The 13,707-nt window shown below is 56.4% G+C and carries 14 protein-coding genes and 1 pseudogene; 7 read left to right on the forward strand and 8 right to left on the reverse strand.

Annotated features, from left to right (window positions below; all coding sequences use genetic code 11):
- Positions 1–21 precede the first annotated feature (21 nt).
- The 6 genes and pseudogenes from GSQ70_RS05180 to pspA form a co-directional block, all read right to left on the reverse strand.
- Positions 22–1,059 (reverse strand): YcjF family protein, encoded by a 1,038-nt coding sequence (locus GSQ70_RS05180; protein ID WP_158781562.1) that lies wholly within the window; start codon positions 1,057–1,059, stop codon positions 22–24.
- Positions 1,056–2,452, reverse strand: a pseudogene (locus tag GSQ70_RS05185) (YcjX family protein). Before GSQ70_RS05185 ends, GSQ70_RS05180 begins: the two are co-directional and overlap by 4 nt.
- A gap of 83 nt (positions 2,453–2,535) precedes the next feature.
- The gene (gene pspD, locus GSQ70_RS05190) at positions 2,536–2,760 is read right to left on the reverse strand and encodes a phage shock protein PspD (RefSeq protein WP_158781563.1); all 225 of its coding nucleotides are present in this window, start codon (positions 2,758–2,760) and stop codon (positions 2,536–2,538) included.
- Positions 2,761–2,816: 56 nt separating this feature from the next.
- Positions 2,817–3,182, reverse strand: coding sequence for an envelope stress response membrane protein PspC (pspC, locus tag GSQ70_RS05195; RefSeq protein ID WP_158781564.1), 366 nt, complete (start codon positions 3,180–3,182; stop codon positions 2,817–2,819).
- Positions 3,179–3,406, reverse strand: a complete 228-nt coding sequence (pspB, locus tag GSQ70_RS05200) for an envelope stress response membrane protein PspB (protein ID WP_158781565.1) — start codon at positions 3,404–3,406, stop codon at positions 3,179–3,181. Before pspB ends, pspC begins: the two co-directional genes overlap by 4 nt.
- 64 nt (positions 3,407–3,470) lie before the next feature.
- Positions 3,471–4,136, reverse strand: coding sequence for a phage shock protein PspA (gene pspA / locus GSQ70_RS05205; RefSeq protein WP_158781566.1), 666 nt, complete (start codon positions 4,134–4,136; stop codon positions 3,471–3,473).
- A 175-nt stretch (positions 4,137–4,311) separates the two neighbouring features.
- Between pspA and pspF the strand changes: the two genes are divergently transcribed.
- The 7 genes from pspF to GSQ70_RS05240 all read left to right on the forward strand — a co-directional run bounded on the left by pspF (position 4,312) and on the right by GSQ70_RS05240 (position 12,349).
- The gene (gene pspF, locus GSQ70_RS05210) at positions 4,312–5,310 is read left to right on the forward strand and encodes a phage shock protein operon transcriptional activator (protein ID WP_158781567.1); all 999 of its coding nucleotides are present in this window, start codon (positions 4,312–4,314) and stop codon (positions 5,308–5,310) included.
- A 434-nt stretch (positions 5,311–5,744) separates the two neighbouring features.
- Positions 5,745–7,367 (forward strand): ABC transporter substrate-binding protein SapA, encoded by a 1,623-nt coding sequence (sapA, locus tag GSQ70_RS05215; RefSeq protein WP_158781568.1) that lies wholly within the window; start codon positions 5,745–5,747, stop codon positions 7,365–7,367.
- Between the two features lie 2 nt (positions 7,368–7,369).
- Positions 7,370–8,335 carry a putrescine export ABC transporter permease SapB gene (gene sapB / locus GSQ70_RS05220; protein WP_158781569.1) on the forward strand — a complete coding sequence of 322 codons (966 nt, stop codon included), beginning with the start codon at positions 7,370–7,372 and terminating at the stop codon, positions 8,333–8,335.
- Positions 8,322–9,212, forward strand: coding sequence for a putrescine export ABC transporter permease SapC (sapC, locus tag GSQ70_RS05225; RefSeq protein WP_158781570.1), 891 nt, complete (start codon positions 8,322–8,324; stop codon positions 9,210–9,212). Before sapB ends, sapC begins: the two co-directional genes overlap by 14 nt.
- Complete coding sequence (sapD, locus tag GSQ70_RS05230) at positions 9,213–10,205, forward strand: putrescine export ABC transporter ATP-binding protein SapD (RefSeq protein ID WP_158781571.1); 993 nt, start codon at positions 9,213–9,215, stop codon at positions 10,203–10,205.
- A complete protein-coding gene (gene sapF / locus GSQ70_RS05235; RefSeq protein ID WP_158781572.1) occupies positions 10,205–11,023 on the forward strand; it encodes a putrescine export ABC transporter ATP-binding protein SapF in 819 nt (272 codons plus the stop codon). Before sapD ends, sapF begins: the two co-directional genes overlap by 1 nt.
- 174 nt (positions 11,024–11,197) lie before the next feature.
- The gene (locus tag GSQ70_RS05240; protein ID WP_158781573.1) at positions 11,198–12,349 is read left to right on the forward strand and encodes an oxidoreductase; all 1,152 of its coding nucleotides are present in this window, start codon (positions 11,198–11,200) and stop codon (positions 12,347–12,349) included.
- A gap of 36 nt (positions 12,350–12,385) precedes the next feature.
- On the opposite strand, the gene GSQ70_RS05245 is transcribed toward GSQ70_RS05240, so the two are convergent.
- Both GSQ70_RS05245 and GSQ70_RS05250 read right to left on the reverse strand, forming a co-directional pair.
- Positions 12,386–13,285 carry a LysR family transcriptional regulator gene (locus GSQ70_RS05245; RefSeq protein ID WP_158781574.1) on the reverse strand — a complete coding sequence of 300 codons (900 nt, stop codon included), beginning with the start codon at positions 13,283–13,285 and terminating at the stop codon, positions 12,386–12,388.
- Between the two features lie 100 nt (positions 13,286–13,385).
- A complete protein-coding gene (locus tag GSQ70_RS05250) occupies positions 13,386–13,706 on the reverse strand; it encodes a hypothetical protein (RefSeq protein ID WP_158781575.1) in 321 nt (106 codons plus the stop codon).
- Position 13,707 lies beyond the last annotated feature (1 nt).

A 13,707-nucleotide genomic window follows, 5' to 3' on the forward strand; every position in this document is an offset into this window, starting at 1 on the left:
GAAGGAAATCTTGACAGTTGATCACTTCTGCAGCGTTTCTTTCAGTTGAGTCACCAGAGCGCGGCGAAAATCCCCCAGCCGTGGCTTATCATCTTCCATCCACGGCAGCGGACGACATAACTCCATGGTTTTGATCCCCAACCGGGCAGTCAGCAAACCGGCCCCGATCCCCTGTGCTGCACGGGCAGAAAACCGGGCCGCCAAATCCTGTGACATCCAGTCCATACCTACTTCCCTGACCAGCTCAGATGCACCGGCAAAGGCTATGTTGAGCAGGACCAGTCGGAACAGGCGAATGCGACTGAAGTAGCCCAGCTCGATGCCATAAATCGCAGCAATACGGTTAACCAGCCGCAGATTGCGCCAGGCGATAAAAGCCATATCAACCAGCGCCAGCGGGCTGACAGCGATCATCAGCGTGGACTCCGCTGAACTGCGGCCAATTTCCCGACGGGCCTGACGATCCAGCACCGGCTGCACCAGTTGGGCATACAGTGCGACGATTTCACGGTCGTTATGAGTTTCATGCAGCGAGGCATGCCAGCGTTGCAGCGCAGGATGCGCCTGATCCAGCCCGGCCTGACGCGCCAGCTTTTCACAAAACTCACGGCCTTTTCCCACCCCATGGCTGTTCAGCAACTCGCGGGCATCGTCACGCTCATCGGCTCGCTCCCTCAGCCGAAACAGACGACGCCATTCGGCAATCAGCGAACCCGCTCCTGCGCAAACGATCAGCCCACCGGCCACACAACCCCCCATAGCAATCCAGTCCTGCTGAACCCAGGCGTTATGCGTCCACTGCGCGCCCTGCGCCACCACACTGACGCCAAAAACGGCCAGCCCGGCTTTCACCATCCTGCGCCACAAGCTCCGTTTCGGACGCAGAGCGGCTTCCACCACTTTTTCTCCTGCACCCTCTTCCTCCGGCTCTTTTTCAGGATCGACAGCCACAAACTGACTCTCCTGCTGCTCAACAGCCTGAGCCGCCTTCAGCGTTAACGTTTTGTCCGCTTCCAGCGGCTGCGCGAAATCTATCCGCGGTTTCAGCGGTGCGCTCATCGCAATTTATCTCCCAGTAAAAATTCCAGCGCGGCATCCAGCCGGATATGCGGCAAAGGACGGTCAACGTCCAGATCCTGCGGCCGGAACTGTTCAAAATGGAACCCCTGCTTCTGCCAGAATGCGTGGCCCGGCAGCCTTGGCGGCACCTCTCCCGGATAGACGGTCAGCGGCTCATTGTCTCCAAGTCGGTGCCCGCGCAATGCCGGGATCTTCTCGCCCTGATGATCCACCAGCCCGCTCTGCGTGGCCTGTACAGAAGCCAGCCCCACGCAGTCCATGGTGATCCCTTCGAAAGCCGCGTTCTGCCAGGCATCCTGCACCAACTGCTGCAGCAGCGAGACCAGGTTGGCGTGCTGGTCGCCCGTCACATGATCGGATTTGGTGGCAGCGAACAGCAGCTTATCAATCACCGGTGAAAACAGGCGACGGAACAGCGTCCGCTGGCCGTAGGAGAAGCTTTGCATCAGTTGGGTCAGCGCCAGCCGCATATCGTTAAAGGCCTGCGGTCCGCTGTTCAGGGGCTGCAGGCAATCAACCAGCACAATCTGGCGGTCAAAGCGCAGGAAATGGTTCTTATAAAAGCCTTTTACCACGTGCTGGCAATAGTAGTTGTAGCGCGCGCGCAGCATGCCGATATTGGTACTGGCATCGGCCTGAGCCAGCCTTGACTCACCGCTTTCATCCACCTGTGGCCACGGAAAAAACTGCAAAGCTGGTGCGCCAGCCATGTCGCCGGGCAGCACAAACCGACCGGGCTGGATAAAATGCAGCCCTTCCTGTTTGCACTTCACCAGGTAGCCGGTCCAGGCCGCGGCAATCTCCGCAAGGCGGTTCTCATCAGCCGGTGCCAGCGGGTCAAACCCTTCACAGAGTTTCTGCCAGTGCGATGACCAGCTGGCGCGATCGCCCAGCAGCAGACCGGTCATCTGTCGCGACCACTGAGGTAATCCTGTGCCAGCATAGGCAGGTCGAGCAGCCATTCCCCGGGATAATCGACAATTTCCAGGTACAACGTGGAGGTATCTTTGAAGTGACGCAGCAGGGACTCACGGGAGCGGTAGCGCAGCGCCAGGCGCATTTCACTTACACCCCGCGTTGGCGTGGGCCAGGCGGGCGGCGCGCCGTAAAGCTGCGAAAGCCCCTCATCATAGGTAAAGCGCTGGATGCCCAGATCTCGCTGAGGCACCCGCTTTACGCCAAGCAGGCGCTCTTCGCGCACCGCCGAGAACATTGGCAGGCGCGCACCAGAGTTGACATTAAGCAGTTGATTGACCAGTGAAGTGATAAAAGCGGTTTTCCCGCTGCGGCTAAGGCCGGTGACCGCAAGGCGCAGGTGGCGATCCGCGCCCCGGTTTACCAGCGACAGCAATTCATTTTGAAGTCGTTTCATCTGGGTGTCGGCACCTTTTTTTTAATTTTTAGCTCATTATATTTACAGCCAAGCGTAGCAAATTACTGCGGTAATAACGATCTTCAGGACTTATTCCAGCGGGCAGTTGCGCCACGCATTGCACGACGGATTAAGGGTTCCAGCGCCCAGGCAAGAAGGATCTTCAGCGGGCGGCGGGCGACAGATTTCACCGCCAGGCCGGTCAGACCCGCTGGCCCGTAAGTCAATGCGCTGATCAGCACAAATTTACCGGCCCTCTTCAACGCGGGCGCGGCATTACGACGAACAGATGATTGCCAGTTACGCATACTCATTCTCCGGTAAAAGGTGAAGGCCCGCACCCGGGCCCGCATTTGAAGAGGGTTTACAGCTGACGAAAACGGCTGCGCACGCTGAACGTTTCCGATGTCACATAACGTTCCATTTCACGCAGGCTTCGCTCACCGCCGTTCAGTTCAGCACTCAGTTGATTAAGCAATTCATGTGCCGTTGGCGCTTTTTCTCCGTCGTGGGTGTAACTCTCCGGCATTTCATCCAGCACAAAAGCCAGCACGAAATAGACGATGGTGGTGAACATAAAGAGGCCGAAAAACATCGACAGCACCACAATCACCCGCACCAGCCGTACCGGGATCTCCAGGTAATCGGCTATGCCGGCACAGACCCCCTTCACTTTCCCTTGTGCCGGAATCCGGTAAAGCTTTCTGCCTTTAATTGTCACACCGCTCATTGCTGCCTCCAGTTGGGATGCTCAGCATCGAGGATCTCTTCCAGCGCCTTGATACGCTCACGCATTCTTCCTGCATCCTGAGTCAGCTGCTGCAGGCGCTGCAGTTCACCGGAGGACAGGTCGGCACCGCCGTTCTGGCGGTTGCTGTAATGAAGCCATAACCAGATCGGTGCCACGAACAGCACAAATATCGTCAGGGGTATGGCCAGAAATAACGCGCTCATTCACTCTCCTTGAAAATTCAGGCATTCGGGATGGCATCCGTCGCCGGACTGCCGTGCGCAGCGGTTACTCGCTGCGGTTCATTTTGGCTTTCAGCGCGGCCAGCTGCTCACCGATTTCGTCATCAGCCTGCAACTCAGCAAACTGCTGATCCAGCGTTTTCTGTTTGCCAAAGCGCTGGCTTTCCGCTTCGGCTTCCATATGATCGATACGGCGCTCAAAGGATTCAAAACGAGCCATTGCCTCATCGATCTTACCGCTATCCAGCTGGCGACGCACATCGCGAGAAGAAGAAGCGGCCTGGTGGCGCAGCGTCAGCGCCTGCTGACGGGCGCGGGTTTCACTGAGTTTTTTCTCCAGCTCGCCGATTTCGCCTTTCATACGGGTCAGGGTTTCTTCCACCTGCTCCACTTCACTTTTCAGTGAGGCGGTCAGCTCGGTCAGCTTCTGTTTTTCAATCAGCGCCGCACGGGCCAAATCATCTTTGTCACGACGCAACGCCAGCTCGGCTTTCTCCTGCCATTCCGCCTGCTGGGTTTCAGCCTGATCGATACGACGCAGCAGCTGTTTCTTTTCAGCCAGCGCGCGGGCGGAGGTGGAACGAACTTCAACCAGCGTGTCTTCCATTTCCTGGATCATCAGGCGTACCAACTTTTGCGGATCTTCCGCTTTTTCCAACAGCGAGTTGATATTGGCGTTCACGATGTCAGCAAAACGAGAAAAAATACCCATAATCCAAATCCTCTGTAGTCTGTTTCAATTGCGCGGTGCGCTGATTAATTGATGCAATTGTCTTATACAATTAGCGTGCCAGTTTTTATCTTATTGATTTTCATGCACTCGTATCCTTTACAGTGCGGGATGGATTGTCTAATGTGGTGTAAATCACTAACACCTGGTGAATTTCATGAGCGAATTTAACGATACCCTACTGGGGGAGTCGAACAACTTCCTGGAAGTGCTGGAACAGGTTTCCCGCGTGGCGCTGCTGAACAAGCCGGTGCTGGTCATCGGCGAACGCGGAACCGGCAAAGAACTGATCGCCAGCCGCCTGCACTACCTGTCCGACCGCTGGCAGGGACCTTTCATTTCGCTTAACTGCGCGGCGCTGAATGAGAATCTGCTCGACTCTGAGCTGTTCGGCCACGAAGCAGGAGCCTTTACCGGCGCGCAGAAGCGCCATCTGGGCCGCTTTGAACGTGCCGATGGCGGTACGCTGTTTCTCGACGAGCTGGCCACAGCACCGATGCTGGTGCAGGAAAAATTGCTGCGCGTGATCGAGTACGGCCAGCTGGAACGTGTTGGTGGCAGCCAGCCCTTACAGGTCAGCGTGCGGCTGGTTTGCGCCACCAACGATGATTTGCCTTTACTGGCGCAACAGGGAAAATTTCGCGCCGATCTGCTGGACAGGCTGGCGTTTGACGTGGTCCAGCTGCCGCCTCTGCGTGAGCGGCGCAGCGATATTCTGGTCATGGCAGAACATTTTGCCATTCAGATGTGCCGCGAGCTGGGGTTGCCTCTGTTTCCGGGCTTCTCCCCGGCAGCGCGACAGGTTCTGCTGGACTATGGTTGGCCGGGTAACGTGCGTGAGCTGAAGAACGTGGTCGAGCGGTCGGTCTATCGCCACAGCGAAACTGAACAGCAGCTGGATAACATCATTATCAATCCCTTCCAGCGCAAACAACCTTTAGTGACCGATGAAAACCCACAGCAGGACATCCTGCCTGCGCTTCCCCTGGATCTGCGCCGCTGGCAGAACCAGCAGGAGAAAGATCTGCTGGATAAAAGCCTGCAACAGGCGCGTTTTAATCAGCGTCGCGCCGCAGAACTTCTGGGCGTTACTTACCACCAGCTGCGGGCGATGATGAAGAAGCATGATGTGGATTTAAAAGGCGAGCCGGATTAGCCTGGCTGCCGGTTGCGGATCGGCTCTCCCTGGATGAACCAGAATTAGCATACCGTTGCCCGTCGCGGCGGCCAGCAATGCGTTTCGCAGTTTCCTGCAGGCAGCCGGCCAAACGCTTCAGTAAAAAAAAGCCCGCGCAAGGCGGGCTGAAAATACTGGAAGCAATGTGAGCAATGTCGTGCTCTTCTTCGGTAGAGCCACCGTCGAAGCGCAGAGGAATAGTAATCATTCTCGTTATCACTTGTAAAGCACTTTGTTGAGAATTTTTCTCATTTCCATAGCGACATTGTGCGTATTCTGAACAGCCCTGCCGTTACTGTGGATTCCATTATGTTGCCGCTTCGCACGAAAAAACGTCAGTTGTCCCTGCAAACTTTGGGCGAGACCGGAAGGTGCGGTACACTCTGACTATTGCCTGATATTTCAGATGACTTATGCGCACATTTTTCTCCACCTTCTTGCTTGGCCTCAGCGTGTTCAGCGCCGCTGCCTGGTCCGCCACACCGGGCGATATCCGTCAGAGCGGCTTTGTCTATTGTGTCAGCGGCGCGGTGACCACCTTTAACCCGCAGATGGCCAGCGGCGGACTGGTGGTCGACACGCTCGCCGCCCAACTCTATGACCGTTTGCTGGATGTTGATCCCTACACTTACCGGCTGATCCCGGAGCTGGCAGAAAGCTGGGAGGTGCTGGATAACGGCGCAACGTACCGTTTCCACCTGCGCCATAATGTCCCCTTCCAGAAAACCAGCTGGTTTAAGCCCAGCCGCCCGATGAACGCTGACGATGTGGTATTCAGCTTCCAGCGCATTTTCGACCGCAAATCCGCCTGGCATAATGTCAATGGCGGCAGCTATCCCTATTTCGACAGCCTGCAATTTGCCGATTCGGTGCAGAGCGTGAAAAAGCTGGATAAAGATACCGTCGAAATCCGGCTGAACAGTCCGGATGCCTCGTTCCTCTGGCATATCGCCACTGATTACGCGCCGGTTCTGTCAGCCGAGTATGCTGACCAGCTGACCAAAGCAGGTCGTCAGGAGCAGATGGACCGCCAGCCGGTGGGTACCGGTCCGTTTCAGCTGAGTGAGTATCGCACCGGCCAGTACATTCGCCTGGCGCGCAATCCTTCCTGGTGGAAAGGGCAACCTAAAATGCCGCAGGTGGTGATTGATATGGGAGCGGGCGGCACCGGGCGGCTCTCCAAGCTGCTGACCGGCGAGTGCGACGTGCTGGCCTATCCCGCCGCGAGCCAGATTTCAATTCTGCGTGACGATCCCCGCCTGCGCCTGACGCTGCGCCCGGGGATGAATATTGCCTATCTCGCCTTCAATACCCGTAAAGCACCGCTTGACCGGCCGGAAGTCCGGCAGGCGCTGTCGCTGGCGATCAACAATGAACGCCTGATGGAGTCGATCTATTACGGCACGGCGGAAACCGCCGCTTCAATCCTGCCGCGCGCCTCCTGGGCTTATGATAATGACGCCAGAGTGACGGAATATAATCCACAGAAATCCCGTGAGGAGCTGAAGGCGCTGGGGGTTGAAAACCTGCACCTTACGCTGTGGGTACCCACTTCTTCTCAGGCCTGGAACCCCAGTCCGTTGAAAACGGCTGAGCTGTTGCAGGCCGATCTGGCACAGGTAGGCGTAAAGGTAACTATTGTCCCGGTAGAGGGCCGCTTCCAGGAAGCCCGCCTGATGGAGATGAATCACGATCTGACCCTGACCGGCTGGGCCACTGACAGTAACGATCCGGACAGTTTTTTCCGCCCTCTGCTCAGCTGTGCCGCTATGGGCTCACAGACCAACTATGCTCACTGGTGTGATACAGAGTTTGACGAAACCCTGCACAAGGCCCTGCTTTCGCAGCAGTTAGCCTCGCGTATTGAATATTATGACCGCGCGCAGACTATGCTGGCGAAGTCGCTGCCGGTATTGCCGCTGGCCTATTCCCTGCGTTTGCAGGCTTACCGTTATGATATCCACGGACTGGTGCTCAGCCCGTTTGGCAATGCGTCGTTTGCCGGGGTTTACCGGGATAAAGGCGAGGAAAAATAATCATGGTGATCTATACGCTGCGTCGTCTGGTGCTGTGGCTGGTCACGCTGTCGATGCTGACGCTGGTCGGTTTCAGCCTGAGCTATTTCACCCCCCATGCGCCCCTGCAGGGTGCGTCGTTCACCGATGCCTGTATGTTCTGGTATAAAGGGCTGTTTCAGCTGGATTTTGGCGTATCCAGCATCAATGGTGAACTGATTAGTCATCAGTTGGGTGAAGTGTTTCCGGCCACCCTTGAACTGTGCATTATGGCCTTTGCTGTGGCGCTGCTGGCAGGCATCCCGATGGGTATCGCCGCAGGGATGATGCGCAACAAATGGCAGGACAAGACCATCAGCGCATTAGCCCTGCTGGGCTTCTCCATGCCGGTTTTCTGGCTGGCGCTGCTGCTGACGCTGTTCTTCTCGCTGAATCTTGGCTGGCTGCCGGTTTCCGGGCGCTTTGACCTGCTTTATCCGGTAAAAAATATCACGGGTTTTGCGCTGATTGATGCGTGGATGAGCCATTCTCCCTGGCGGCATGAGATGCTGGTCAGCGCACTGAAACACCTGATCCTGCCTGTCACCGCGCTGGCGGTTGCTCCGACAACCGAAGTGGTTCGCCTGCTGCGAATCAGTACGCGGGAAGTGATGGAGCAGAACTATATTAAAGCAGCGGCAACCCGTGGCCTTTCACGCCTGACCATCATTCGCCGCCATGTGTTGCACAATGCTTTGCCACCGGTGATCCCGCGCCTTGGCCTGCAGTTCTCGACCATGTTAACGCTGGCGATGATCACCGAAGTGGTGTTCAGCTGGCCAGGCCTGGGCCGCTGGCTGGTGGACGCAATCCGCCAGCAGGATTACGCCGCCATCTCTGCCGGAGTGATGATGGTGGGTGGTCTGGTGATAACCGTGAACGTGCTCGCCGATATTCTGGGTGCCATGACCACGCCATTGAAGCATAAGGAATGGTATGCCCTCCGATAATATTTACTCCGAGAAGCGATTGCCCAGCCCGCTGCGTAACACGTGGCGGCTGTTTTATCGTGACACCACCGCGATGGTCGGTCTTTATGCCTTTGGCGCGCTGCTGTTTGTCTGCATTTTTGGCCGCCTGCTTGCACCCTATGGCCTTGACCAGCAGTTCCTCGGTTATCAACTGCTGCCGCCTTCCTGGTCTCGCTATGGCGACGTTTCTTTCTTCCTGGGAACCGATGACCTGGGCCGTGACGTGCTGAGCCGTCTGTTGAGCGGTGCAGGCCCGACCGTGGGGTCAGCAATTTTAGTGACCGTTCTCGCGTCGGTTTGTGCCATGGTGCTTGGGGTCTTTGCCGGCCTGACCCGTGGGCTTCGCTCCGCGGTGATGAACCATATCCTGGATACCCTGCTGTCGATCCCGTCGCTGCTGTTGGCGATCATTGTGGTGGCTTTTCTCGGTCCGAAGCTGGAGCATGCCCTGCTGGCAGTATTTCTGGCTATCATCCCGCGCCTGGTCAGGGCTATCTATACTGCGTTGCATGATGAGCTGGAAAAAGATTATGTGGTGGCCGCGCGTCTGGACGGTGCCACCAGCATGAATATCCTGCGCCACGCCATCCTGCCTAATATTCTGGCGCTGATGGTCAGCGAATTTACCCGGGCGCTGTCGATGGCGATCCTTGATATTGCTGCGCTGGGCTTTCTGGATCTGGGCGCGCAGTTGCCTTCGCCGGAATGGGGAGCCATGCTTGGAGATGCCCTGGAGCTGATTTATGTCGCTCCCTGGACGGTAATGCTGCCAGGTGCGGCAATCATGCTGAGCGTGCTGATTATTAATCTGTTGGGTGACGGCGTCCGCCGGGCCATCGTTGCGGGAGTTGAATAAATGCCGCTGCTCGATATTCGTAACCTGACCATTGAATTTATGACTGCCGACGGGCCGGTGAAAGCGGTGGATCGCGTCAGTATCACCCTCACAGAGGGCGAAGTGCGCGGTCTTGTGGGTGAGTCTGGTTCAGGTAAGAGCCTGATCGCTAAAGCGATTTGCGGCGTCACCAAAGATAACTGGCGCATAACCGCTGACCGTATGCGTTTTGACGACATCGATCTGCTGCACCTGTCGCCCCGTGAGCGCCGTAAGTTGGTTGGTCATAACGTCTCGATGATTTTCCAGGAACCGCAGTCCTGTCTGGATCCTTCCGAAAGCATCGGTAAGCAACTGATGCAGGCTATTCCGGGCTGGACATACAAAGGCCGCTGGTATCAGCGTTTCCGCTGGCGCCATCGCCGGGCCATTGAGCTGCTGCACCGTGTCGGGATTAAAGATCATAAAGATATCATGCGCAGCTTCCCCTACGAACTGACCGAAGGCGAGTGCCAGAAAGCGATGATTGCCATTGCGCTGGCCAACCAGCCACGTCTGCTGATCGCCGATGAACCGACCAACGCGATGGAGCCAACCACCCAGGCACAGATTTTCCGCCTGCTGACGCGGCTCAATCAGAACAATAACACCACCATCCTGCTGATCAGCCACGATCTGCAGATGCTCAGTCACTGGGCAGATCGCATTAACGTGATGTACTGCGGCCAGACGGTGGAAACAGCGCCCAGCGATGAGCTGATCGCCTCGCCGCATCATCCTTATACTCAGGCGCTGATCCGTGCGATGCCGGACTTTGGCCTGTCGCTGCCGCACAAAAGCCGTCTGAATACGCTGCCGGGTGCCATTCCGTCACTGGAACATCTGCCGATTGGCTGCCGTCTGGGGCCGCGATGTCCTTATGCACAGAAAACCTGCATTCAAAGACCACGACTGACCGGCGCAAAAACGCATCTGTTTGCCTGCCACTTCCCGCTTAACATGGAGAGTCAGTAATGGTTGAAACACTGCTGGAAGTCCGCAGTCTCAGCAAGACTTACCGTTATCGTACCGGGCTGTTCAGACGACAGCATGTTGAAGCGGTGAAGGAAGTCAGCTTTATGCTGCGGGAACGCCAGACCCTGGCCATTATCGGCGAAAATGGCTCTGGTAAATCGACGCTGGCGAAGATGCTCAGCGGTATGATTGCACCCAGCGCAGGCGATATCGTGATTGACGATCATCCGCTGGAGTATGGTGACTACGGCTACCGTAGCCAGCGTATTCGCATGATTTTTCAGGATCCTTCGACGTCACTGAATCCGCGTCAGCGTATCAGCCAGATCCTCGACTTTCCGCTGAGGCTCAATACAGAGCTGTCGGCGGAAGATCGTGAAAAGCGCATTATTGCTACGCTGCGCCAGGTGGGACTGCTTCGCGATCATGCAGCCTATTATCCGCATATGCTGGCTCCGGGTCAGAAACAGCGTGTGGGTCTGGCACGTGCGCTGATCCTGCAGCCCAAAGTGATCGTTGCCGATGAGGCGCTGGCCTCGCTGGATATGTCGATGCGTTCGCAGCTGGTTAACCTGATGCTGGAACTGCAGGACAAACACGGCATCGCCTACATCTATGTGACGCAGCATCTGGGGATGATGAAGCACATCAGCGACCAGGTGCTGGTGATGCATCAGGGCGAGGTCGTTGAGCGTGGCAGCACGGCGGACGTCCTCGCCTGCCCTTTGCATGACCAGACCAAACGGCTGATTAACAGCCATTTCGGTGAAGCCCTGACTGCCGATGCCTGGCGTAAAGACCGCATCGCCTACCGTTAGCGTTCAGTCTTCACCAACTTGCCTTTAACCGCTCTGCCCTGAGCGGTTTCTGTCCGCTTATTGCATATCACTTCGCCTTTATGCTTTTCCGCTATTTATTAGCACCGATCGGTCTTTTGTTCGCCAATTCTCCTGCGCGAGGATAAGTGTTGCCCTGGTCGAATAGGAATGAACATGGAACAGCGCCGTTTTTCCGGCAACAGCCACTGGTATCATGAAACGCAATCCACGCTCACTTCACAAGCCGCACCGCTGGTCCCTGAGGCCGCTGATATTGAAGACCGTTTTCTGCTTGGTCTCGCGCCGCTATGTGAAGGTGAACTGAAAAATATATTGCAGCAGGCACAGCCTGCTCTGCTGGCTTCCCGCGATCTTTATCAGCTATTGTTTCCACGGCAGCTCAGCACTTCGCACACGCATACCCTGACGTTGTACGATCGCCTCAGCACTGCGCTGACCGTTGCTCAGGTGACCGGAGTTCAGCGTTTGTGCAACCATTATGCAGCACGGCTTAATCCTCTCTCCGGTCCGGACTCCTCTCGTGAGAGCAACCGCCGTCTGACGCAGATTACCGAGTATGCCCGGCAGCTTGCCAGCCAGCCAACGCTGATTGACGCTGCCGCACTGCAACGTCTCGATGACGTTGGGCTTACCGCTCCGGATATTATTACCTTTAGTCAGATTATTGGCTTTGTCAGCTACCAGGCTCGCCTGGTTGCCGGTATTAATGCCCTGCTCGCCCTGCCAGTCCGCTGGATACCGGGTGTTCCGGTTCCGGAGGATGCAGACGCTGAGTGCTTTGATCATACCGGGCCGTGGCTGCCCCAGTTGCCGCCTGTGGAGCTACGCTATGCTTCAGCCAGCCAGCTCGAAGCGCTAACCTTTTGCCAGCCACAGCAGGCGTTGAGTGAAAGCGCATGGCTGCTGGCGCACGATGCCGCGGCACTGTATGGCTGGAGTCTGCTAATTAACACGCTGGAAGCCCCGCTGGAAACATCGGAAGGGGCTCTGGCAGCGGCCGCAACCGCCAGAATCAATGGCAGCCCGGCCTGTTTTTATCGCTATGCCAATGAGACGTTGCGCACGGCGCTGAAGGAAGGCATTGAGCATGCTGTGGCCACAGCCACTTCGCATGAGCAAGCGGTGATCCAGCTCGCCGCCCAGCTCACACGTTCACCGGAACGCTTTAATGCCGCACATCTGCAACCACTGAGTGAGTCAGGGCTGCCACTGCAGGCTGTTTTCGGCGTAATTCAGAGCGTGGCCCTGGCAAACTGGAACAATCGCTTGCTGCAAACGTTGGGATCAACCCGCGCTGCTGAGTAAGCCGCTATCGCGGGTGGGATGCTTTTCCTGCCATGCTCAGCGCTTGCTCAGCCAGCGGCGAACTTCGTCAAAGAAATGCTGTGACAGCGGTGTCGCCCGGCCAGGCTCCGCAATAACAAGGGCCGCCTGCCGTGCCATTGGCGCAATCGCCAGCGGACGCGCCAGCAGCTCAGGCATCATTTCCGGCAGCAGATGACCACGCGGCGAGATCAGACAGCCCAATCCAACCTGCACACCCTGCGCCAGCTGAAACACCGACGTGGTTTCAAGAATCACTCTGGGATGCAATTCAGCCTCGCGGAAGTACATATCCAGATAACGCCGGAAATAACGAGTCTGTTCTGCCAGGCATAATGGAATGTCTTTCAGCTCGCTGATGGACAGTTCGCCCTCGCCGACCAGTTGGGGAAAATGGCCGGGATGGAACACCACCTCTACACCATTATCCTGCAGCAGTTCGGCCTGAAAATGCAGCTCACGTAATGTTGCCAGTTCAAAGAATCCGATGCCGACATCCACGGTATGGCTGTTCAGCGCATCCAGCAGTTGGTCGGCACTCAGCACCGCGACCCGATAATCCAACTGCGCAAAACGGTCGCTGATGCCTTTCAGTAATACAGGCAGCGACACGCTGCACTGTGGCACAACGCCAATCCTGAGCGTGCCCGTCACTCCGTGCTTCAGAGATTCCACTTCAAGCTTCAGACCCTGATAGACCGAAACGATCTCCCGCGCCCAGGTCAGCACCCGGTCGCCTTCTGGAGTGAAGCCATCAAAGTTGTTGCTGCGGTTAATCAGTGACAGCCCCAGCTCGCGCTCAAGGTTTTTCAGCCGCATCGACAACGTCGGCTGGCTGACAAAACTGGCTTCTGCGGCGCGACCAAAATGCCGCTCCCGCTCAAGGTTACACAGGTAAATTAGCTGTTTGATGTCCATTGTTAATATTTATCAATAGGTTACAACAAAATAAATTCATCACATGAAATTCTGTGTACTAATCCGTGTACTACTATTGATTTCAGCTCAAAATCTACCCTCAAATAATTGGCCGGTGATCTTCATAATGAGTCACAATAGTGAAGGTAACAGTACCCAACATCATAAGGTCGTCAAGAACAGGCCCTTCGATTGTCTCACCATCAGAAGTGATCAACGCCTTCCCCTGCATCTTACCGATCCCACACTGCCCGTAAAGCTCATAAATGAACTCGTCTCCGCGCGAAGGACGCACAGCCCGGTCAATAACGTAGATGTCGCCATCTTTTTCGTAAAGCTGCGACGTGGGACTGATGCGGCATATCGTGTTCAGATTCGGCCGCTCTTCGGTGTAATCTGTTGCCGGACTCGGAAATCCCATG

This window comes from Pantoea sp. BAV 3049 (assembly GCF_009765445.1).
Lineage (GTDB): Bacteria > Pseudomonadota > Gammaproteobacteria > Enterobacterales > Enterobacteriaceae > Erwinia.

Coding starts and splice junctions, on each gene's coding strand:
- GSQ70_RS05180 (WP_158781562.1), bottom strand. CDS start 1,059: ATGAGCGCACCGCTGAAACCGCGGATAGATTTCGCGCAGCCGCTGGAA.
- pspD (WP_158781563.1), bottom strand. CDS start 2,760: ATGCGTAACTGGCAATCATCTGTTCGTCGTAATGCCGCGCCCGCGTTG.
- pspC (WP_158781564.1), bottom strand. CDS start 3,182: ATGAGCGGTGTGACAATTAAAGGCAGAAAGCTTTACCGGATTCCGGCA.
- pspB (WP_158781565.1), bottom strand. CDS start 3,406: ATGAGCGCGTTATTTCTGGCCATACCCCTGACGATATTTGTGCTGTTC.
- pspA (WP_158781566.1), bottom strand. CDS start 4,136: ATGGGTATTTTTTCTCGTTTTGCTGACATCGTGAACGCCAATATCAAC.
- pspF (WP_158781567.1), top strand. CDS start 4,312: ATGAGCGAATTTAACGATACCCTACTGGGGGAGTCGAACAACTTCCTG.
- sapA (WP_158781568.1), top strand. CDS start 5,745: ATGCGCACATTTTTCTCCACCTTCTTGCTTGGCCTCAGCGTGTTCAGC.
- sapB (WP_158781569.1), top strand. CDS start 7,370: ATGGTGATCTATACGCTGCGTCGTCTGGTGCTGTGGCTGGTCACGCTG.
- sapC (WP_158781570.1), top strand. CDS start 8,322: ATGCCCTCCGATAATATTTACTCCGAGAAGCGATTGCCCAGCCCGCTG.
- sapD (WP_158781571.1), top strand. CDS start 9,213: ATGCCGCTGCTCGATATTCGTAACCTGACCATTGAATTTATGACTGCC.
- sapF (WP_158781572.1), top strand. CDS start 10,205: ATGGTTGAAACACTGCTGGAAGTCCGCAGTCTCAGCAAGACTTACCGT.
- GSQ70_RS05240 (WP_158781573.1), top strand. CDS start 11,198: ATGGAACAGCGCCGTTTTTCCGGCAACAGCCACTGGTATCATGAAACG.
- GSQ70_RS05245 (WP_158781574.1), bottom strand. CDS start 13,285: ATGGACATCAAACAGCTAATTTACCTGTGTAACCTTGAGCGGGAGCGG.
- GSQ70_RS05250 (WP_158781575.1), bottom strand. CDS start 13,706: ATGGGATTTCCGAGTCCGGCAACAGATTACACCGAAGAGCGGCCGAAT.